20 protein-coding genes are annotated in these 20,900 nt (G+C 65.6%); 8 read left to right on the top strand and 12 right to left on the bottom strand.

Annotated features, from left to right (window positions below; all coding sequences use genetic code 11):
* The first annotated feature begins 8 nt into the window (after nucleotides 1-8).
* The 4 genes from G6N42_RS26785 (at nucleotide 9) to G6N42_RS26770 (ending at nucleotide 5,202) form a co-directional block, all read left to right on the top strand.
* On the top strand, nucleotides 9-455 hold the full coding sequence (locus G6N42_RS26785) for an SRPBCC family protein (protein ID WP_163735173.1): 447 nt from the start codon (nucleotides 9-11) through the stop codon (nucleotides 453-455).
* 1 nt (nucleotide 456) lies between these two features.
* A complete protein-coding gene (locus tag G6N42_RS26780) occupies nucleotides 457-2,253 on the top strand; it encodes a sulfatase-like hydrolase/transferase (RefSeq protein WP_163738360.1) in 1,797 nt (598 codons plus the stop codon).
* Between the two features lie 469 nt (nucleotides 2,254-2,722).
* The gene (locus tag G6N42_RS26775) at nucleotides 2,723-4,357 is read left to right on the top strand and encodes a fatty acyl-AMP ligase (RefSeq protein WP_163735171.1); all 1,635 of its coding nucleotides are present in this window, start codon (nucleotides 2,723-2,725) and stop codon (nucleotides 4,355-4,357) included.
* Nucleotides 4,358-4,395: 38 nt separating this feature from the next.
* Nucleotides 4,396-5,202 (top strand): GAF and ANTAR domain-containing protein, encoded by an 807-nt coding sequence (locus tag G6N42_RS26770; protein WP_163735168.1) that lies wholly within the window; start codon nucleotides 4,396-4,398, stop codon nucleotides 5,200-5,202.
* 1 nt (nucleotide 5,203) lies between these two features.
* On the opposite strand, the gene G6N42_RS26765 is transcribed toward G6N42_RS26770, so the two are convergent.
* The 3 genes from G6N42_RS26765 to G6N42_RS26755 are packed head-to-tail and all read right to left on the bottom strand — an operon-like array spanning nucleotide 5,204 to nucleotide 7,902.
* Nucleotides 5,204-5,959 (bottom strand): GAF and ANTAR domain-containing protein, encoded by a 756-nt coding sequence (locus G6N42_RS26765; protein ID WP_163735162.1) that lies wholly within the window; start codon nucleotides 5,957-5,959, stop codon nucleotides 5,204-5,206.
* Between the two features lie 27 nt (nucleotides 5,960-5,986).
* Nucleotides 5,987-6,694, bottom strand: a complete 708-nt coding sequence (locus G6N42_RS26760; protein WP_163735159.1) for a GAF and ANTAR domain-containing protein — start codon at nucleotides 6,692-6,694, stop codon at nucleotides 5,987-5,989.
* A gap of 2 nt (nucleotides 6,695-6,696) precedes the next feature.
* Nucleotides 6,697-7,902: a fatty acid desaturase family protein gene (locus G6N42_RS26755; protein WP_163735157.1), complete on the bottom strand. Its 1,206-nt coding sequence runs from the start codon at nucleotides 7,900-7,902 to the stop codon at nucleotides 6,697-6,699.
* A 210-nt stretch (nucleotides 7,903-8,112) separates the two neighbouring features.
* Here G6N42_RS26755 and G6N42_RS31005 point away from each other — a divergent pair, with 210 nt between their 5' ends.
* Both G6N42_RS31005 and G6N42_RS26750 read left to right on the top strand, forming a co-directional pair.
* The gene (locus G6N42_RS31005) at nucleotides 8,113-8,250 is read left to right on the top strand and encodes a hypothetical protein (protein WP_165799753.1); all 138 of its coding nucleotides are present in this window, start codon (nucleotides 8,113-8,115) and stop codon (nucleotides 8,248-8,250) included.
* Nucleotides 8,234-9,412, top strand: coding sequence for a N(5)-(carboxyethyl)ornithine synthase (locus G6N42_RS26750; RefSeq protein WP_163735153.1), 1,179 nt, complete (start codon nucleotides 8,234-8,236; stop codon nucleotides 9,410-9,412). Before G6N42_RS31005 ends, G6N42_RS26750 begins: the two co-directional genes overlap by 17 nt.
* Nucleotides 9,413-9,419: 7 nt before the next feature.
* Here G6N42_RS26750 and G6N42_RS26745 read toward each other — a convergent pair whose 3' ends face one another.
* Complete coding sequence (locus tag G6N42_RS26745) at nucleotides 9,420-10,454, bottom strand: glycosyltransferase (protein WP_163738357.1); 1,035 nt, start codon at nucleotides 10,452-10,454, stop codon at nucleotides 9,420-9,422.
* A gap of 365 nt (nucleotides 10,455-10,819) precedes the next feature.
* On the opposite strand from G6N42_RS26745, the gene G6N42_RS26740 reads away from it, so the two are divergent.
* Nucleotides 10,820-12,424 carry an SLC13 family permease gene (locus tag G6N42_RS26740; RefSeq protein ID WP_163735151.1) on the top strand — a complete coding sequence of 535 codons (1,605 nt, stop codon included), beginning with the start codon at nucleotides 10,820-10,822 and terminating at the stop codon, nucleotides 12,422-12,424.
* Nucleotides 12,421-13,491 carry a tartrate dehydrogenase gene (locus G6N42_RS26735; protein WP_232076362.1) on the top strand — a complete coding sequence of 357 codons (1,071 nt, stop codon included), beginning with the start codon at nucleotides 12,421-12,423 and terminating at the stop codon, nucleotides 13,489-13,491. Before G6N42_RS26740 ends, G6N42_RS26735 begins: the two co-directional genes overlap by 4 nt.
* A 57-nt stretch (nucleotides 13,492-13,548) precedes the next feature.
* Here G6N42_RS26735 and G6N42_RS26730 read toward each other — a convergent pair whose 3' ends face one another.
* The 8 genes from G6N42_RS26730 to G6N42_RS26700 all read right to left on the bottom strand — a co-directional run bounded on the left by G6N42_RS26730 (nucleotide 13,549) and on the right by G6N42_RS26700 (nucleotide 20,867).
* On the bottom strand, nucleotides 13,549-15,033 hold the full coding sequence (locus G6N42_RS26730) for a glycoside hydrolase family 130 protein (RefSeq protein WP_163735148.1): 1,485 nt from the start codon (nucleotides 15,031-15,033) through the stop codon (nucleotides 13,549-13,551).
* Complete coding sequence (locus G6N42_RS26725) at nucleotides 15,030-16,052, bottom strand: glycosyltransferase (RefSeq protein ID WP_163735145.1); 1,023 nt, start codon at nucleotides 16,050-16,052, stop codon at nucleotides 15,030-15,032. Before G6N42_RS26725 ends, G6N42_RS26730 begins: the two co-directional genes overlap by 4 nt.
* Nucleotides 16,049-17,200 carry a glycosyltransferase gene (locus G6N42_RS26720; RefSeq protein WP_232076360.1) on the bottom strand — a complete coding sequence of 384 codons (1,152 nt, stop codon included), beginning with the start codon at nucleotides 17,198-17,200 and terminating at the stop codon, nucleotides 16,049-16,051. Before G6N42_RS26720 ends, G6N42_RS26725 begins: the two co-directional genes overlap by 4 nt.
* A 185-nt stretch (nucleotides 17,201-17,385) precedes the next feature.
* Complete coding sequence (locus G6N42_RS26715; RefSeq protein WP_163735139.1) at nucleotides 17,386-17,583, bottom strand: hypothetical protein; 198 nt, start codon at nucleotides 17,581-17,583, stop codon at nucleotides 17,386-17,388.
* A gap of 10 nt (nucleotides 17,584-17,593) precedes the next feature.
* Complete coding sequence (locus G6N42_RS31000) at nucleotides 17,594-17,752, bottom strand: DUF6307 family protein (RefSeq protein ID WP_174262176.1); 159 nt, start codon at nucleotides 17,750-17,752, stop codon at nucleotides 17,594-17,596.
* The gene (locus G6N42_RS26710) at nucleotides 17,752-18,237 is read right to left on the bottom strand and encodes a DUF5994 family protein (protein ID WP_163735136.1); all 486 of its coding nucleotides are present in this window, start codon (nucleotides 18,235-18,237) and stop codon (nucleotides 17,752-17,754) included. Before G6N42_RS26710 ends, G6N42_RS31000 begins: the two co-directional genes overlap by 1 nt.
* A 424-nt stretch (nucleotides 18,238-18,661) precedes the next feature.
* Complete coding sequence (locus G6N42_RS26705) at nucleotides 18,662-20,290, bottom strand: GAF domain-containing sensor histidine kinase (RefSeq protein ID WP_434059631.1); 1,629 nt, start codon at nucleotides 20,288-20,290, stop codon at nucleotides 18,662-18,664.
* Between the two features lie 223 nt (nucleotides 20,291-20,513).
* Nucleotides 20,514-20,867, bottom strand: a complete 354-nt coding sequence (locus G6N42_RS26700) for a Fe-S protein (RefSeq protein ID WP_163735132.1) — start codon at nucleotides 20,865-20,867, stop codon at nucleotides 20,514-20,516.
* Nucleotides 20,868-20,900: the final 33 nt, after the last annotated feature.

Genomic DNA, 20,900 nt, shown 5'->3' with positions numbered 1-20,900 from the left:
GTGAGGCGGTGGCCCGGATCGACCGCTCGCGCACCATCGCAGCTGCCCCGCAGGACGTCTGGGAACTTCTTGCCGATTTCGGCGCGCTGAGTACGTGGGTCGACCGCGTCGACCATTCCTGCATCCTGGTGCACGGCGCCGACGGTCCCATCGGCACGACGCGACGGGTTCAGCTGGGGCGCCAGACACTTGTCGAGCGCATTGTCGAGTTCGACCCGCCGCACGCGCTCGCCTACGACATCGAAGGCCTGCCCAGGCAGCTGAAGAGGGTCAACAACCGCTGGACGTTGCGGCCGTCGGGGCAGTCGACCGTCGTCACCCTGACAAGCACCGTCGAGATCGGTTCCGGCCGAGTACGCGAGCTCGCCGAACGCGTGATGTGCCGTCTGATGACCCGAGAGTCCGACGGCCTGCTCGATGGGCTCGCCAAACGATTGGAGAACACTCGTGTCTGAGCTGTCTGGGCGTCCCGACATCGTCATCCTGATGACCGACGAGGAACGCGCGATACCGCCCTACGAGTCACCCGAGGTGCTCGCCTGGCGTGACCACACGCTGCCCGGCCGCAAGTGGTTCGACGAGCACGGCGTCAGCTTCCGCCGCCACTACACCGGCTCGTTGGCCTGCGTGCCAAGTCGCCCAACGATTTTCACCGGCCAGTATCCCGACCTGCACGGCGTCACACAGACCGACGGCATCGGCAAGGTGTACAACGACTCTCGCATGCGTTGGCTGCGCCAGGGCGAGGTGCCCACGCTTGGAAATTGGTTTCGCGCCGCCGGATACGACACGCATTACGACGGCAAATGGCACATCACCCACGCGGATCTCACCGACCCGGCCACCGGCAAGCCGCTCGCGACCAATGACGACGACGGCGTGGTCGACCACGACGCGGTGCGCGCCTACCTCGACGCCGATCCCCTTGCACCGTTCGGGTTTTCGGGCTGGGTGGGCCCCGAACCGCATGGCGCGCTGCTGGCCAACGCCGGGGTTCGGCGCGACGGGTTGATCGCCGACCGCGTCGTCGCCTGGCTCGACGACCGGTATGCGCGGCGCCGCGCAGGTGACGCGGACGCGCTGACGCCGTTCCTGTTGGTCGCCAGCTTCGTCAACCCCCACGACATCGTGCTGTTCCCGGCGTGGTCGCGCAGGAGTCCGCTGCAACCGTCGCCGCTGGATCCGCCGCACGTGCCCGCGGCGCCGACGGCGGACGAGGACCTGTCGACCAAGCCGGCCGCGCAGATCGCGTTCCGCGAGGCGTACTACACCGGCTACGGCGTGGCGCCCGCAGTCGACCGGACCTACAACCGCAACGCCCAGCGCTATCGCGACCTCTACTACCGGTTGCATGCCGAGGTCGACGGGCCTATCGACCCGGTGCGTCGCATGGTGACCGATGGCGGCTCGGACAACGCGGTGCTGGTGCGCACCTCCGACCACGGCGATCTGCTGGGTGCCCACGGCGGCCTGCATCAGAAGTGGTTCAACCTGTACGACGAGGCCACCCGCGTTCCGTTCGTCGTCGCGCGCACCGGGGCGGGCGCGACGTCGGCCCGCACGGTGACCGCGCCGACGTCGCATGTCGATCTGGTGCCGACGCTGCTGGGTGCGGCGGGTATCGACGTCGCGGCGGTGGCGGCGGCGCTGCGTGATTCGTTCTCCGAGGTGCACGACCTGCCGGGCCGCGATCTGATGCCTGTCGTCGACGGTGCGCCCGCCGACGAGTCGCGTCCCGTGTACTTGATGACACGCGACAACATGCTCGAAGGTGACACCGGCGCGTCGGGCGTGGCGCGTCAATTGAAGCTGACGGTGAATCCCCCTATGCCACTACGTATTCAGATACCCGCGCATGTCGGATCAAACTTCGAAGGGCTGGTCGTGCGAGTCGACGAACACCTGTGGAAGCTGGTGCGCACGTTCGACGATCCGGCGACCTGGACAGAGCCCGGGGTACGGCACCTCGCGGCCAACGGGCTTGGCGGTGAGGCGTATCGGACGTCGCCGCTGGACGATCAGTGGGAGCTCTACGACCTCACCGTCGACCCGACCGAGGCCGTCAACCGATGGACCGATCCCGATCTCGACGAACTGCGTCGCCACCTTCGGATGGAGTTGAAGCAGGCGCGTACCGACACCGTTCCAGAGCGCAACAACCCGTGGCCATATGTTTCTCGCCGGCCACCGACCGCCAAGCCGTCGTTTGTGGGTCGGATACGGCAACGATTGGGCGGCACACGTCTCGCCTAATAGTCCATAACGCCAGGCGACACGGTAAAGTCTGACCGGGTTGATTTTCCAGCCTTACGGAAACGTCTCGGCGGCGACTACGCCTCCCCGCCGATTAGGTCTTTGACCTCCGACGTCGGCCGAAAACTCACAGGTGCAAATGTTGGGCTGGGGGGCTCGGTTGCCTGCAAGTACAGAGTTGATAACGACTTGGGGCGGTGTCGGCGTGCAAAGGTGTCCGGCAACGGTCGGGTCTGTACAGTCAGTGCGTCCGTCATACACAGAACGTCGCGCCGACCGGCGCGGCGAACCATCTGGGGTGAACACAGAGGAGATACGCACCTCCACCGTCATCGTCGGCCCTGAACCGGGCTGGGCGACGGCCGAACCCCAGCGGCTTCCACATCACCTGGCGCAGCAGCAATTTCGCGCCGGGTCTACCAGAACAGCCTATTCGCGGCGTCGTCGCGCCTAGGCCAAAGGGATTGTCGTGAGCCGATTTACCGAGACGATGTACAGCAATGCCCTCACCAGCAAAAAGGGCATGGTCACCGGGGAGCCCGGCGCACCTGTGCGCCATACCTGGGCTCAGGTGCACGAACGGGCCCGTCGCGTGGCGGGTGGCCTGGCAAAAGCGGGCATAGGCCCTGGTGACGCCGTCGCCGTTCTCGCCGGCGCCCCGGTCGAGATCGCGCCGACCGCTCAGGGCATCTGGATGCGCGGTGCCAGCGCGACCATGGTTCACCAGCCCACTCCCCGCACTGACCTGGTGCGATGGGCCGAAGAGACCACCGCCGTGATCGAGATGATCTCGGCGAAGGCCGTCGTCATCTCCGACCCGTTCATGGCCGCGGCGCCGGTGCTCGAGGGACTCGGGATGGCAGTGCTGACGATCGAATCGCTGCTGGCCAACGACCCCATCGAGCCGCTGGAGACCTTCGACCACGACGTCGCCCTGATGCAGCTGACGTCGGGCTCGACCGGCTCGCCGAAGGCCGTCCAGATCACGCACGCCAACATCGTCGCCAACGCCGAGGCGATGGTCGTGGGCTGCGACTTCGATCTCGACACGGATGTGATCGTGAGCTGGCTGCCGTGCTTCCACGACATGGGCATGACGGGGTACCTGACGGTGCCGATGTACATCGGAGCCGAGCTCGTCAAGGTGACACCGATGGACTTTCTCAGCGATACGTTGTTGTGGGCCAAGCTCATTGACAAGTACAAGGGCACGATGACGGCCGCGCCGAACTTCGCCTACACCCTGTTCGCCAAGCGATTGCGCAGGCAGGCCAAGCCCGGCGAATTCGATCTGTCCTCGCTGCGGTGGGCATTGTCCGGCGCCGAGCAGGTCGACCCACTCGACGTCGAGGATCTCTGCGAGGCAGGCGCACCGTTCGGGTTGAAGCCCGAGGCCATCATCCCGGCCTACGGGATGGCCGAGACCACGGTGGCCGTGTCGTTCTCCGAGTGCGGCGGAGGCATGGTCGTCGACGAGGTGGATGCGGACCTGTTGTCGGTCCTGCACCGCGCCGTCCCGGCAACCAGGGGGAACACCCGGCGACTGGTGTCGCTCGGCAAGCCTCTGGAGGGCCTGGAGGTCCGCATCGTCGACGAAGACGGCGGCGTGCTGGCGCCGCGTGGAGTCGGTGTCATCGAGGTCCGCGGCGAACCGGTGACCAGGGGGTACACCACGGTGGCCGGATTCATCCCGGCCCAGGACGAACGCGGCTGGTACGACACCGGTGATCTGGGTTATCTCACCGAGACCGGTGAGGTGGTCGTATGTGGGCGGCTCAAAGACGTGATCATCATGGCCGGACGCAATATCTACCCGACCGACATCGAACGGGCCGCCAGCCGCGTTGACGGCGTGCGGCCCGGTTGTGCGATCGCCGTGCGACTCGACGCGGGGTTGTCACGGGAGACGTTCGCGGTCGCGGTGGAATGCAAGAACTATGCGGATCCCATGCAGGTGCGTCGTGTCGAGCGCCAGGTGGCGCATGAGGTGTTCGCCGAGGTCGACGTGCGTCCGCGCAACGTGGTTGTGCTCGAACCGGGGATGATCCCCAAGACAGCGTCGGGCAAGTTGAGGCGCGCGCATGCGCTGTCGCTCGTGGACTGACCGACACGCCAAATACGCGAGTAACATTCACGGGGCACATGGCTGACTACGACCCCCAGCCCGGCCGATCTTCGGATCCGGAGCCCGATTTATCTGCCGCCCAACGCGAAGCGGACGATGTCGACCTGTATGCCGGCCTTCGAGGGGTCGCCGGACTGGTGGCCGGGGCCCGCGGGGTGATCGACCTCCTTGGCGACGTGGCCGAGTTCGCGGCCCGGGCGATTCCCGGTGCCGACGGCGCGGGCGTCACGGTGATCGATATGTCCGGAGACAAACCCTCGATCAAGACGTGGGCGGTCACCGCGCAGTTCATCGAAGACATCGACAAGTTGCAGTACGTCGACCACCGAGAGGGGCCGTGCATCACCTGCATGCAGACGCGGCGGCCCACGGTCAGCGGATCGTTGGGAAGTGACAAGCGGTGGCCGCGCTTCGGCGGCGGCGTCGCCCGGATGGGTGTGCATTCCGCGCTGGCCCTGCCGTTGCTGGTCGGCGATCAGCTGATCGGCGCCATCAACACCTATGCCCGTAGCCGCGACGCGTTCGGCGAGCACGCCGTGGAGCTGGGCTCGCAGTTCGCCGCGTCCGCGGCGGTGTCGGTCCACAACGGGCAGCTGCTCGACCGCGCCCAGGAGCGGACGAAACAATTGCAGACCGCGTTGGGCAGCCGCGCGGTGATAGATCAGGCTATCGGAATCATCCGATCCCGCTCCGGAGTCGGCGCCGAGGAAGCGTTCGACCGTCTCGTGCGGATGAGCCAAGCCGAGAATGTCAAGCTCCACATCCTGGCCGAGCGGATGGTCGATGAGGCGGTGCGGCGCGCCATAGCGCGGCACCGCGACTGAGTTACGTTGTTGGCGTAACGAATTCAGCGATGGCAGAGACCAGCACCGGGCGCGCCTGCCGGTCGGTCATCACGCGCTGCGCGACGTCGGTCAGATGCTCGCCATTGGCGCGGGCATAGGCGCGCAGCAGCCTGAAGGCCTCCTCGACGGAGACATCGAGAGTCTCGCGCAGAAATCCCTTGGCCTGCTCGACGATGACGCGGCGCGCGAGCGCGGAGCGCAGCTGCGGGACCACTGTCGACGGCGTTGGCGCGTGCTCCTGCAAGACGGCCACGCAGGCGATGTGCGCGAGCGTCTGCGCGACGAGGCGGTCCGCGTCGCTGAGTTCGCCCGTGTGGGAGCCGAACAGCCCCAGTGCGCCCAGCACGATGCCCGCCGCCCGCATCGGCACGGCGTGCACCGAGGCGAAGCCGGCGTCGAGTGCAGCGGGCACGAAGCGTGGCCAGCGCTGTTCGGCGGCCCGGATGTCCGCGACCGACACGGGTTCGCCGGTGGAGTAGCAGTCGACGCAGGGACCCTCGTCGGCCTGCAACTGGAAGAGCTCCAACTCGCGGGCCTCCTCGGTCGTGGCGGCCAGCAGACGCAGTCGGTCAAGCGGGTCGGCGAGCAGGAAGCCGGCGGCTGCGACGTCGAGCAGCTCGGCACTCCGTTCGGTGAGTTCGGTCAGCAAGTCCACGACGTCGAAGTCCTCGAGAAGGCTGTCGACGAGCGAAACAACCGCGTCCAGGACGCGGGTTTCACGAGGGGTTTCGGTCATTTCACACTCCGTCCCTGGGTGGGCGCATCAGTCGGCCTCTAGCCTGAGTTTGCGATCGAGGATGTCGCGCGCGACATCGGTGGCACTGCGGCCGGTGGCGTACGCGTGGGCGCGCAGGCGCAACAGCGCCTCGGCGGGATCGACCTCGAGCTGTGCGACGAGCATGCCGGTCGCCTGGCTAACCTCGGCGCGCGAGAGAGTGTGCAGTTCGGCCCAGACATTGCTGGCGGGGTCTGCGGCGGCGGCTTGCAGGTCAGCGTCGAGGAGGTCGAGCAGCGGGATCCCGGCCAGCTCGGCAGCGACGACGGCGCCCGTGAGCTGCTCGTCTTCCAGACCGCCGGGTTGGGTTCGGAAGAGGTCGAGGGCGCCGACATACTCACCGGCAACGACGACGGGCATCGCGAACACGCCGCGGATCTGCAGGTCCACCATTGCGGGGCCGTAGACGGGCCAGCGCACATCGTCGGGGTCCGCAAGGTCCAGGGCGAGGACAGGCGCGCGCCGGGCCACCGACTCCAGGCACGGACCTTCTCCGAGCAGGAACTGCAATTCGTCGTAGGTGCGCGCGTGCTCACCGCTGGATCCCAGCGTTCCGGTGTTGGCGCCATCGAATACCAGCGAGATCGCCGCCGCGTCGACGTCGAAGAGCACCACGCACGCCTCACACAGCCGATCGGCGGCATCCACCCCTCGCCGGCCGTCGACAGCGGCGAGCAACTGATCCTGGATCGCCACATCTAACCGAACAGCGGCGGGGCTACAGCGTTGCCCGCGGGTCGTGGCGAGGTCGTCATTCCTTCAGCGTCCTCTCCAGAGGAAATCGTGAGAGCAGCGGGGTCGTCATACGACGCGCCGTCGGCATCGGTGCGCGGAAGTCGGTCGGGGAACGCCAGCGTGTGGATTGTGCGCAGCACCTGAAAGTATTGGCGCACAATAGATCCGGTGGTGTAGGGCAAATCGTACTTTTCGCACAGTCCCTGCACGCGCACCGCGATCTGCGGGAGGCGGTTACTGGGCAGGTCGGGGAACAGATGATGCTCGATCTGGTAGCACAGATTCCCGCTCGAGAAGGCAAGCAGCGGGCCGGCCCTGAAATTCGCGGCACCCAGCATCTGGCGCAGGTACCACTCGCCTTTGGTTTCCCGATCCAGTATGTCGGCGGTGAACTTCTCTGCGCCATCGGGAAAGTGACCGCAGAAGATCACCACATACGCCCAGAGGTTGCGCAGTAGGTTGGCCGCCGTGTTGGCGGCCAGGGTTCTGCGCCAGCGGGATCGGCTCAACGCCGGGAAGAATACGTAGTCCTTGAGTGATTGCCGGGCGATCTTGCCGACGAACGCGCGCCTGGCCGCGCCGACCTTGGCGGCATCCGGAGCCAGCCGATCACGCTCCGAATGGATTCCGTGCAGTCCGATCCCCCACTCGAAGATGCTGGCCAACAACAGATTACGAAGCGGTTGAAACAGATGTTCGGGCTTCCAGGCTTGGTCGCGGGTCATCCGTATCACGCCGAAGCCGAGATCGTCGTCCACCCCGACGACGTTGCTGAACACGTGGTGGCGGTAGTTGTGCGAGTACCTCCACTGCGACGACACACCGACCATGTCCCACTCCCACGTGCTCGAGTGGATCTCCGGGTCATTCATCCAATCCCATTGACCATGGCCGACGTTGTGGGCGATCTCCATGTTCTCGACGCTCTTCGCGAAGGCCAGCGATGCGGTTCCCAGCAGCCAACCCGCCCTTGACCGAGAGCAGGCGATGATCAGGCGCGCGGCGACGTCCAGCGTCCGTTGCAATTTGATGGTGCGTCGGATATAGGCCGCGTCGCGTTCGCCGAGTGACTCTTCGACGTCGCTGCGGATGGCGTCGAGCTCACGAGCGAGCGCATCGACATCTGCGTCGCTTAGATGCGCGTACGCGGCAACATCGGCAATTGCCATTACTAGAGTCCCCGTGGAGCCGGCTGCGAATCAGGTCTGGGCTCCTGAGCGAACCCCGAGAATGCGGACGAGCGGTCGAAATCGAGCTAGACGACGGTTGCGCGTCGGCGTAAGCACAGCCTACCCCTTCGAGACCTCCGGTAATCGCGCGTCCAAGGGGTAGGGTTTGAGCATCGGGACCATTCAGGCCCCCACTACCAAGGGGCATCGATGTCTGATAAATCTCCTCGACAAGCCATGGCGAAGAAGTCCGGCAAGTCATTGAAAGAGAAACGCGCGGCGAAGCACCAGAAGGCGGCGGCCAAGGCGTCGTCTGCCGAGGCCTTGTTCCATGACAAGAAGCGCTGAAGGTCAACCGCTTTCGCTTGGAATTCTCGCTCGCTCGCGTAAACCGAACGAGCGCAGATTGCCGATTCATCCGGCACATTTCGACCGGATTGACCGCCGGCTGGCGCAGCGCATCTTTCTGGAGCATGGCTACGGCTCCGATTTCGGCGCCACGGACGACGAACTCGCCGCCCTTGTCGGTGGAATCGGCACCCGCGAGCAATTGATCGCCGATTGTGACGTCATTCTGTTGCCCAAAGTCCAATCGGAAGACTTGGCCGAACTCAACGCGGGCCAGGTTGTGTGGGGCTGGCCCCACTGTGTGCAGGACGCCGAGCTGACCCAGATCGCCATCGATTCGCGGTTGACGCTGATCGCGTTCGAGGCGATGAATCACTGGCAGTCCGACGGCGGCTTCGGCCTGCACGTCTTCCACAAGAACAACGAGCTGGCGGGCTACTGCTCGGTCCTGCACGCGATGCAATCCGTGGGCGTCACCGGCAGCTACGGCCGGCGGCTGCGGGCGACCGTCATCGGGTTCGGTGCGACCGCACGCGGCGCCGTTACCGCGCTCAACTCCCACGGCGTCGACGACGTCCGTGTGCTGACCAACCGGGACGTCGCCGCCGTCGGGTCGCCGATCCACTCCACCCAGATCATCCAGATGATCCCCGATCCGGACGCACCCGAGAAGATTCTGGCGGACACCCCTGAGGGGGTCGTTCCGGTGGCCGAACTGCTCGCCGGCAACGACATCGTCGTCAACTGTGTCCTCCAGGATCCCAACGCACCGCTGGTCTTCGTCACCGAGAAAGACCTGGCCGACTTCACTGCGGGCAGTCTCATCGTCGACGTCTCCTGTGACGTGGGCATGGGTTTCAGCTGGGCGGCGCCGACGTCGTTCACCGAGCCGATGATCGAGGTCGCGAACCGCATCCACTACTACGCCGTCGACCACAGCCCGTCGTATCTGTGGAACTCGGCAACCTGGGAGATCAGCGAGGCGTTGCTGCCTCACCTCGACACGCTGCTGGCCGGGCCGGCGGCGTGGGAGGAGTCTCCGACGATCGCTCGCGCGATCGAAATCCGCGAGGGTGTCGTCCTCAACCCCGCGATTCTGTCGTTCCAGCACCGCGACGGTGCCTATCCGCACGCGATACGCGCAGCCCGCTCCGCGATTTGACGCGCGGTCAGGCCAAGACGGGTGTTCCGGCGGTGACCTGTAGCGCCAGCGCCACGTACGCGGCGGCGACCACCGGCCACGCCACCTCCGGCGCCCGTTGACGAACCTCGGCCGCCATGGCACCGGCCAGCCGCGGCTGCGTGATGATCTGGCGCAGCGCCGCCGCGAGTGCAACGCCGTCGTTGTGCTCGACGACGATCCCCGCCCCGCTGCTCAGCAGCTCGATGGCATGCGGAAATGCCGTCGCCACAATGGGTCTGCCATTCGCGACCGCGTCGACGAGCACACCGGAGCTCACCTGTTCCGTGGAGTCGTAGGGCACCACGACCACAGAGGCCTGCTGAATCAGTTCGGCCAGGCTCGATTTGTCGTAATAGCGGGGGTCGAACGACACCGAATCGGCCACACCGAGTCGCCTGGCCTGCTCGATGCGCGCATCACGATACGTCTCGGCTTCAGCCTCCGGGATGCCGGGATCCATGGGGCCGGCAATGACATAACGCGGCCGGCCGGGGACATCGCCCAGCGAAGGCATTGCGTCGATGACCCGTTCGATGCCCTTACCCGGACCCAGCAGACCCCACGTCAGGATGGTGGGTCTACTCGGGCGCTTCACCCGGGGGGCGGTCGGCAAGGTCGCGCCGTGCGGGATCATGCTCACCTTTTGGCGGTCGACGGCATACGTGTGATTCAGCCGTTGCCGTGCCGTTTCCGACATCACCACCACGTGGTCCGCGGCGGCGGTGATCGCTTCGAGGACCGAACGCTGCTGCGATGTAGGGGCTTTCGGAACCGTGTGGACGACGACGATCGAGGGAACCTGTAGACCGTTGACGATCTGGACCATGTCCTGGCCGGTCGTGCCGTCTTGGTATTGCAGGATCGCGACGTCGACCTGCCCGACGAGCGAGTCGTCAGCCACCCAGCCGGCGCTGGACCCATCGATGCTCAAGGCGTCGACTAGACCTGCGGCGAACCTCGCAAGCCCGCATGGTGGGGACGTGTGGGTGTCGACGATCCCGAATCGGACGGTGCGCGAGATTTGTTGCGGCGCAGCATAAGGAAGAATCGGCTCATAGTCAGGTAGAGCAGTCAAGGCAGTCCAGACTTCGCGGTCAGTACCGGCATGTCCGGCGTGAGCGGTTGCTCGGCGGATCAGCGAGGATCGGCTGAAACATTCCCGGACTGGCTGGGCTCCCAACACTTCGACGCTACACCCTGACCGGGGATTATTCGGTATTCCGCGACGACATCGCAGGTCAGCGGGATGGCCCGAGCGGCCACGGCCGGCGACTCAGTCGAACGCCGACCGTGTCCAATCCCGGCATGTTTAAGGTGCGCGGTTTTCAGGAACTACCCCCGTCACGAGTGTGGTGTAGAACACAGCTGCAGCGATGGAGTCGCCCCATGACCACGGACAGCCCGGCCAAACAGACCGATGTCGACAAAGCGCTCCTCGGCAGCGCAACGTATCGAAGCCTCGGCGAGCAGAAGCTTTCCCCCAAGGAGGAACGGTTCGAGAAAGGCCGACGGACCGTCGGCCTTTTCCTCGCTCCGCTCCTGACGGTCGCCTTTCTTGTTCTTCCCATCGACATCCCTCGTGAGCAGCAGGTCCTTGGGGCGGTGTTGCTGGGTGTCATTGCGCTGTGGATCAGCGAAGCGATCCCGATCCCCGTCGGCGGTCTGCTCGGCGTCGCCGTGGCCGTGTTTCTCGGCGTCGCCCCGGTCGACGACGTGCTCGGTCCGTTCGGGTCTTCGACGATCTTCACCTTCATCGGCGCGTTCATCCTGGCGCAGGCAATGCTCAAACACGGTCTCGCACGGCGGTTCGCGTTCCGCATTCTGTCGCTGCCGGGTGTCGGCCGCTCCACCACCGGCGTGATCCTCGCGTTCGGCGCGATCACCTGCCTGCTGTCGGCATTCGTCTCCAACACCGCGACCGTGGCGATGCTGCTGCCAACGGCGATCGGCATCCTCGCGGTCATCGCCAAACTTCTGCAGAAGCGCGGTGACGTCGAGCCCGACTTCGATCCGCAACGGCTGCGGGTCGGCTCGGCGATCATGCTGATGCTCGCCTACGGCGCCAGTGTCGGCGGCTTGCTGACCCCGGTTGGCAGCCCGCCCAACCTGATTGGCCGCGGCTTGATCGAGGAGGCCACCGGGGAGCGGATCAGCTTCGGGCAGTGGATGGTGATGGCAATACCGATCTGCCTGGTCATGTTCGCGCTGCTGGCGCTCATCTTGTTGCGGCTGAACAAGCCCGAAATCAAACGGATCGACGGCGTCGCCGAGTACGTCGCGGAGGAGCGCGAGAAGTTGGGTTCACTCTCACGCGCGGAGAAGAACACGCTCATCGCGTTCGGCATCACCGTCACGCTGTGGATCCTGCCTGGCGTCGTCGCGCTGATCTCCGGTACCGAGTCGAGCGCGTACGAATTCGTCAGCGACCGCCTCGACGAGGGCGTGGTCGCGGTATTCGGTGCGGCGCTGCTGTTCCTGCTGCCGACCGACTGGAAGGACCGCGAGTTCACGCTGCGTTGGAGTGACGCCGCCGAAATCGACTGGGGCACCATCATTCTCTTCGGCTGCGGCATCATCTTCGGGTCGCTGATCAGCTCGACCGGGTTGGCCGAAACCATCGGTACCTCGATCGACGACGCGCTGGGCCTGTCGAGCATCGTCCCGATCACGATCTTCGCGGTGATCCTGGCGATCATCGTCTCCGAGACGACGAGCAATACGGCGTCGGCGGCGGTGGTGGTGCCGATCATCATCCCGGTGGCGATGGCCGCCGGCGTCAACCCGTTCGTGCCTGCGCTGGCGGCGACGTTCGCGGCGTCCTTCGGGTTCATGTTGCCGGTCTCGACACCGCAGAACGCGATCGTCTACGGCTCCGGCGTCGTGAAGATCACCACGATGATCCGGTCCGGCATCACGTTCGACATCGCGGGCGCGATCCTCATCATCATCCTGTTGCCGATCATGGTCGGCCTGCTTGGACTTGGCACATGACGACGCCGGCCGAGCCGGCCATGCAGACCGTCGCCGTGATCCCGGGCGACGGGATCGGACCCGAGGTCATCACGTCGGCCCGCGCGGTGCTCGACACTGTCGGCGCCAAGCACGGAATCAAACTGTCCTACAAGGACTTCGACTGGTCATGTGAGCGCTATACCCAGACCGGCGCGATGATGCCCGAGGATGCCATCGAGACGCTGAGGGGGTTCGACGCGATCCTGCTCGGCGCGGTCGGCTGGCCGGGAGTACCCGACCACGTGTCACTGTGGGGACTGCTGATCCCGATCCGGCGGGCGTTCCGCCAGTACGTCAACCTGCGCCCGATCAAGGTGTTCGACGGCGTCGAAAGTCCGCTGCGGGCACCGGGTCACGTGGATTTCGTGGTGGTACGCGAGAACGTTGAAGGTGAGTACAGCGAGATCGGCGGACGGCTCAACCGCGGGTTCCCTGAGGAAATGGCCGTGCAGGAGTCGGTTTTCACCCGTCTCGGGGTCAGCCGGATCGCCGACTATGCCTTCGAGTTGGCGCGGTCGCGGCGCGGATACGTCACGTCGGCGACGAAGTCGAACGGGATCGTGCACACGCTGCCGTTCTGGGACGAGGTGGTCGCCGAACGCGCGGCGCAGTTTCCGGATGTTCGGATGGACAGCGAGCACATCGACGCGTTGGCCGCGAAGTTCGTGTTGCAGCCGCAACGCTTCGACGTGGTGGTCGGGTCGAACCTGTTCGGCGACATCCTGTCTGACCTCGCCGCGGCCGTCGCGGGGTCGATCGGGATCGCACCGTCGGGCAATCTGGATCCGACCAAGGAGTACCCGTCGATGTTCGAACCGGTGCACGGTTCGGCGCCCGACATCGCGGGCCGTGGGATCGCGAACCCCATTGGCGCGGTGTGGTCGGCGGTGTTGATGCTCGAGCATCTGGGTCATCCCGACGCGGCACGTGAAGTGATGGCGGCGATCGAGGCGACGTTGGCCAAGCCGGAGACCCGCACCGGTGATCTCGGCGGGTCTGCGTCGACAGTCGAGGTGACCGAGGCACTCGTCGCGCAGTTGCGGTGATTTTGGGGCCGAAACTGAAGTTATCCAGGAAAAACCCCCCGAAATCCCGGCACAACCTCAGTTTCGAGCCATCTCCATTTCGTGGAGAAGTTCTGACAGCGGGACGGTCGCGAAACCGATAGCCGCATCCCCGATTCCGTAGGGCACGACCAGGATTCCTGCGTGCACGAGCGCGCCACACGAGTAGACGACATTCGGAACGTAGCCGTCCTGCTCGTCGGCACTCGGGCTCATCAAGGGCTGTCGGAGCTGACCGATGATTCGCGACGGATTCTCCAGATCGAGCAGTATCGCTCCGATCCGGTATGTACGCATCGGTCCGACACCGTGAGTGAGCACCAACCACCCCGCGTCGGTTTCGATGGGCGGCCCGCAGTTTCCGAGCTGCAGGGCCTCCCATGCCTGGGTCGGGTGCTGACAGGGTACGGATTCGGCCCAGATGAGCGGGGAGTCCGAGTACGCAAACGAATTCGATTCGCGGTCAGACCTCGACATGGCAGCGAATTGACCGCGGAAGCGGCGGGGAAACAGCGCCAAACCCTTGTTGGCGGCGGCATGGCCGACCAATGGCGAGGTGGTGAACGATGCGAAATCCTTCGTCGCGAGCAACTGCTGGCTGATTTCCGTCCCGCTGTATGCCGTGTAGGTCGCGTAGAAGGTGACCGACCCGTCGTCGTCGACGAACCGGACAAAGCGCGCGTCCTCCATACCCCCGGCCTCGGCACCCATCGCAGGCCACAGAATCCGCTCGGCGAGCGGAATGCCCTCGGCGAAGTCGATGCCGTATGTGCGGTCGGCGATCGTCCGAATGCGCGAAATCGTCTCGGCCGCATGACCACGCGTCTTCCGATGCTTCTGAAGTCTGTCGAGCTGTTCTTCGAGATCGTTGCGTGTGAACCGGTCACCGAGCGCGTTGAGGACGTAATCAGCGCCTTCGCCGGCATCGTGCAGACGAGAGAGCTCGGTACGCAAGACCGCAGCGTCGAGCAGCGCCGGCACCATCTCGCCCGCACTGGCGAACGGAGCCGAAGCATCGATCGTCACCGCACCCGTGGCATCGATGAGGCCCGTCCGAAAACCGATCGACGACACGTGCCCCTCCCCGATACCGCGCACACTCATCACGAATCTCAGGCTGCCGACCGGTGTGTCCGACTGGTCCGGGTGAGCGACCATGCTGGGATTGCACAGGGCCGCCCCTTCGATGGCGTACTCGCTCGTGAACGTCGCACCCAGCAACATCATTCGTGCTTCGGACAGTTCGCGTGCGTCCAGCCGATCGGCAAGTTCACGGGCATGCGCACGAAAGACGCCGATCAGGTCGCGGTGACGCCAACCGAAGCGCGTGACGACATCGTCCAGCGACGCGCGGACGTCGTTCTCGTCCAGCGCAAGGATGCGCCTCAGCACCGCGCCCGCGCGGGAGTCCTGATGCTCGAAACCCTCCTGCCCGGGGACGAACAATTTGGTGATGACCCGCGACGTATCGGCTGCGAGTCGAAGCGGGCTGCGTGTCACGAGCCCGACCTGAACCGAAGTCATTGCGGCACTGCAGAAAAGCGTTGTGCGTGCTGCAACGTCGAGAGAACAGCAAGCGTGGACTCCGCGCCCTGGTTGCGGTTCACCGCGTCGGCGTGCAAGCCGTCGAATCCGCCACCGGTCTCGGGGTCCCACATCAGCTGCCCCGCGTCGTTGGCACCCTGGAACCACGCCGCCGCGGCACGGACGCCGTCCGGCCACATCGCGTCGCTGTCGACGGTGGCCGCACGGGCGCAGGCATCGGCGAGCGTGGACACCTCGATCGGCTGCTGATCGAACGCGGGCCCTTTCTCACCGGGCCCTCTGCCTGCCACCGGAGTGACCGAGAGCTGACCGTCGATCGTTTCCACGTCGAGCAGCCAGGCCAACAGATCCAGCCCGCGTTGCCGCAGTGACCCGTCCTCGAGCACGGCGCCCGCGGCGATCATCGCCTCGGGGAGGACCGCGTTCGCGTAGGTGAGTCGCGGCTCGGGCCAGGGCCACGCCGGGTCACCGTTCGGTTCGGCGAGCGAGGCCGCGTAATCGATGATCAGTAGCCGCGCCGCGCGATTCTCGGGATCGAACGCCAGCATCTCGGCGGCGCCCAGCGCCGCGAACGCCATCGCCCGCGGCCATGGCGACCGCTCCTGTGCACCGCGCTCGAACTGCATGATCGCCGATTGGCGGGCCCAGACGACGTCACTGTGCGCGGCGGCGGTTCCCAGACCCCACAGGCAGCGCCCCCAAGCGTCCTCCACGGCGGGTTCGTCCGTCCACTTGCCCTTGCTGTCCATCCGGTTGCGACAGGCGCCAGTGAGAGCCTGCGCTTCGCCGAGAAACCGCACTGCCGTACCGGCGACACCATTGAGGGTGCGTTCCAGTCCGGGTTGTCGAGTGGTGACCACCAGCACCCGCGCCATGTCGTCGGTGCAATAGCCGTGCACGGGATCGGGCTCGGCTAACTGCGCATGCTCGAACGTGCCGCGATGGTCTGTCATTCGCTCGAGGTGGTCGAACACCGGGGTCGGGATGGGGGCGGTCATACGAACGCCGGCCGTTCAGCGAGCACGCGGTGGGCCAGACGCAGATAGGCGCCGGCGACCACTCGCCACGACATCGTCGGCGCGAGTCGACGGGCCTCCGCGGCCATGGAGCCTGCCACGCGAGGGTCGGTGATGACCTGGCGCAGCGCCATCGCGAGTGCCTCGGGATCGCTGTGGTCGACGACGATTCCCGCCCCGCTGGCCAGCAGCTCGTTGGCGTGGGGGAAGGCCGTGGCGACGACGGGCCGGCCACTGGCGATGGCGTCCACCAGCACGCCGGAGGTGACCTGATCGGTGGAGTCGTAGGGCAGCACCACCACGCTTGCGGACTGAGCGAGAGCGCTCAGCGACGCGACGTCGCGATAGTCGGAGTCGAAGAAGACGGAGTCGGCCAGCCCGCTGCGACGTGCCTGCTCGATACATCCGTTGCGGTACGCCTCGCCCTGTGCGACAAGCACTTTGGGATGCGTCTGCCCGGCGACGAGGTACCGCGGGCGGCCGGAAAGGTGCGCAAGTGAACCCATCGCGCCGATCACCCTCTCGATACCCTTACCCGGACCCAAGAGACCCCAGGTCAGCAAGGTGGGTCTGCCCGCCTGCTTCACCGCAGCGGCCGTCGGGACAGCCGCGCCGTGCGGAATGGTGATGATCTTCCGCCGGTCGACGTTGAAGGTCAGGCACAGTCGTTGACTGGCCGCCTCCGACATCACGACCACGCGATCCGCTGCTGCGGTGACGGCCTCGAGCACTGAGCGCTGGTGTGCCGTCGGCTCTTTCAGCACAGTGTGAGCGACCACGATCGACGGTACGCGCAGGCCCTCGATGACGTCGACGACATCGTCACCGTCGACACCGCCGTAGATGCCATACTCATGCTGAATGATCGCGACGTCGCTTTGGTTGAGCAATTCCGAAGCTGCGGAGACAGATGCCGGTGAGTCGGCGATGAGCTCACCCACGACGCGGGCGCTCGAAGACGACGATCCGTCGGCCAGCCGCACCACGCTGACCTCGGCGCCATCGGCGGTCAATCCTTTGGCCAGTGCCGCACTGAAGGTGGCGAGTCCGCACGCAGTCGGCGGATACGTGGTGAGAATTCCGAAGCGCGCCGGATCGGAAAGTGATCGCTCGACAACGGAATTAGTCAATGAAGGAAGAGTCGTTAGGGGTTTCAAGTTGATCCAGACGTGCGGTTGGTACCTGTGTAGCCGGGCGTGAGCGGTTGCTCGGCGAGATCAGCGGATGACGGCTGTCCCATTCCGGAGTGGCTGGGTTCCCAACACCTTTGACGGTACACCTGTTCGTCTGGCCGCCGGATCGACCGCTGCGGTGCTCAACCCCAGAAACGGCCTGTCTTCCAGGTCTTCTGGTCACCATCGACTTCTGTCCACGCACCCGGCGCGTACTGGTAGGCCTGTTTGGAGCCGCCGCGGATGACGTCGAGCGTCCCGTTGTCGTGCTTGACGTAGGTGTCGCCGAACCGCATGTACTCGTCGGTTCCGCCGTCGGGGAGTGTCACGGTGACTGTCATGGTCGTTGCGTCAGCGCATCTTCTCGGGAATCGAGGTCAACACCTTGAGGATGTCTACAGCCAGGTCGGCTGCATCTTTGTCATCGAGCTTGGTGCGAGCCATGATGGTGTCTTTGACGAGGTCGACACGAATGTCGTAGGGCGTTCGAAACATTGTCGGTGAAGTCATCACATCTTCCTTGTCTGTTCGGCATGACGGTCGGTCATGAGGAGAAGCCCGTCGACAGTTGACTTGTCGTGCGGTGTCGCGGCGGCCATCAGCGTGGCGTGCGCCTCGTCCGGGTCGGAGTCCGCGGGAACGACGAGTAAGGCAATCCTGCCCCCGCCGCTGAAGCCGAGAACTTCGATCGTGTGGGCCGGCTGACGCTGGTAGCCGTCCAGTCGAACCGCTCGCCCGCCGGCGGAGAGTTTCCTGTGCGGCGGCACCCATTCATTGACGTTGAACAACACCCGGTCAATGGGGCCAAGTCGAACCGAGAGCACTGTCAGCAGATCAGGCAGTTGTGTGGCGAGGTCGTCGCTGTGCGGCCACCACGCGCCGTCTACGTATCCGCTTATGCGGCCCTTGGGCTTCAAGCGCAATCGGGGCGTGTGTTCCGGAGAAGAGCGCGGCGCAGTCGTGACGCCGGTGGGCAAAGGTTGGTTCAGCGTCATTGCGACGCTCCCGTCTTGACCGAGAATCGGCCGGATACTGCGAATCGACGACGACACGACCTTGAACGATCATATGACGAGATACCGCCGATCCCCCAAGCATACGCTCTTAAATTATTTGGGGCGCAATCATTTTCCGCCTCGCCTCTGGCCAGGTGCTGTTGACATCGGTGCTGATCAGGCGTGTACTGGGAGTCTACTTCGCGATGAGTGGTGCCGTAGGCGCCAGCGAACCAAGGGGTCGACATCGCAACCAACGCAATTATTTTGATGGCAGTGACCGCAGTTGCACTGCTCATCGTCGCCGTCGCGTTCATGATCGTGATCGCCAAGACGTGGAAAACGCATTGCCGTGGAGAAAGTCTTTCGATCGATGATCTGGTCGCTGAAGACGCGCTACGCCGCCAGAAAGCCCCCGCGACCGTCAACCATTCAGCGGGATCGTCACGTGCAACGTCGTGCCCGCCCCTTGTGCACTCACGATCTCCAACCGGCCCGACACCGCCTCGACCCGGTCCTTGAGCCCGATCAACCCCGACCCGCCGCCGATCGTCGCTCCTCCGACGCCGTCGTCACTGATCGTCATCCGAAGCTCGACATCGTCAGACGATGCGTGTAACTGAACCTCCGACGCCTGGGCGTGCTTCGCGGTGTTCGTCAGCGCTTCGGCGACAACGTAGTACGCCGCCACCTCAATCGACTCGGCCAGTCGGCGGTCCACGTCGGCGTCCAGCGCGACGGGCACCGCAGATCGCCGGGCCAACGTCTTGATCGCTGGTCCCAGCCCACCTCGCGAGAGGATCGCCGGATGGATGCCGCGCGAGATCTCTTGCAGCTGTTCATGTATTTCCATCAGGTCCGCGACTGCCCTGTCGATGCCCTCGCGCGTCGACCCGTGCTCGGAAGCCTCCAACGCCCGCAGTTGCAGGCCGAGTGACACGATCCGCTGCTGCGCTCCGTCGTGCAGATCGCGCTCGAAGCCCCGGCGCGCCTCGTCAGCCGCGGCGACGATGCGGGTACGTGAGGCCTTCAGCGCTGCGCGGTTCTCCGCGTTGTAGATCGCCGTCGCGATCAGATCGGCGAAGTCGGACACCTGGTCTTCGGTTCCCGTCGGTAATGGTTGCGCGACAATCGAACCCACCATCAGGGCGGCGCGAACCTCGCCGTCGACCACGACGGGAGCACCCACACCGGAGCACACGTTCAGCCCGCGCATCCGGTCGGCGATAGGGCCCTCCGCGGCGCTGTAGTCGTCGATGCGCGCCGGCGTGCCGGTATCGACGATCTGTGCGCTCAGGCTGTGCCCGTCGAGCGAAAACCGTTCGCCCACAGTCATTGCCATGCGGTCCGGGCTGTCACGGGTGGCGAGCACGACGCCGACGTCGTCCTCGTCGTAGCCCACGAGTGTGACATGCTCGACGCCGAGTCCGCGCGCCAGCTCGGCTACCGCGACCCGATACACCTCGGACGGCTCGGCGCCGCGTGCCACCAACGTCGCGACGGCGCGCAGCGCGGCTTGCTGGGTGGCCAGTGCGGTCACCTCGCCGGTGATCTCCTGGCGATCACGGGTGGCCGCCATCAACGCCTCGAGCGACGGGACCATCCGTTCGACGCGCCGCCGCGCCGCGGCGGGCAGGTCCGACGGCACCACCAACGTCCCCACCACGTCGCCGCCGTCGCGCAGCGCGATGGCCGCGCGTTCGTCGTCGCCGGGCACGTCTGACAGATCCAGTACGGCGAACGGCAGATCGAGTGCGTCGGCGATGCGGCGGCCGGCGGCGTCAAGTGCGGCATTGAGATCCTCGGCACGCAGCGTCGAGCGTGCGAGTTCGGCCGAGAGGTCGGCTTCCAGCCGGCGCTGCTCGGCCTCGAGTGCACGCAGTCGAGCCTGCCCCACCAACACGTTGGCCAGCAGCGCCAAACTGAGGAACACCAGGACTGCCGGGACGAAGCTGTCGGCCCCCTCGCTGTGGATGTAGACGTAGACCGCGGCACTGGCCAGCGACGTCGCTACGGCAAGGCCGAAGCCCCAGCCGGCGGACACCACCAGCACGCCGAGCAGGAAGACGGCGCCGAAAGCGTTCTCCGGCGCGACTCTTTTCAGCTGGACGACGAGCAGCCATTCGACTGCGATGAATCCAGCCCCCACGAGCACGCCGAGCCAGAGCGGCGGCGCGGTCGGCCGTACCACCAGGTTGAGGAACCTGCGGTAGAGCGTTCGCCATCGGGTGACCGCCGGTGGGCTCACCTGGCCGATCGTAGTGACGAAACCCCAGCTACCACAGCACGGCGATGGCGGCCGCGAGGAAGGACAACACCCCGACGGTGACGAACAGCGGACGCGGCACGGGCGCTCCGGTGCGCTTCTGCCGAGCGCTGCCCATACCGAGCACGCCGCCGATCACGATGAGGATGACGAGCTTGATGCCGATCTTCGGATAGTTCAAATCAATGCCCGCGGGCCACGGCGCGGCCAACGCCAAGCCCGTGAGCAGTGACAGCAGCAGCCCGTAGTCCATGACGCGGGTGAAGCTAAACCGCTTGGCGACTGCCTCGGTGACCCACGCGCCGAAGGTGACGGCGAAGCCGACGATGTGCAGCAATACAACTACGTCGCGTAGTAGCTCCATCGACTCAGCGTACGTCAGGGCGGGCGTACGGTG

The sequence above is a fragment of the Mycobacterium gallinarum genome, from assembly GCF_010726765.1.
Taxonomy (GTDB): Bacteria; Actinomycetota; Actinomycetes; order Mycobacteriales; family Mycobacteriaceae; genus Mycobacterium; species Mycobacterium gallinarum.
This window is presented reverse-complemented; position numbering and strand designations above follow the sequence as displayed.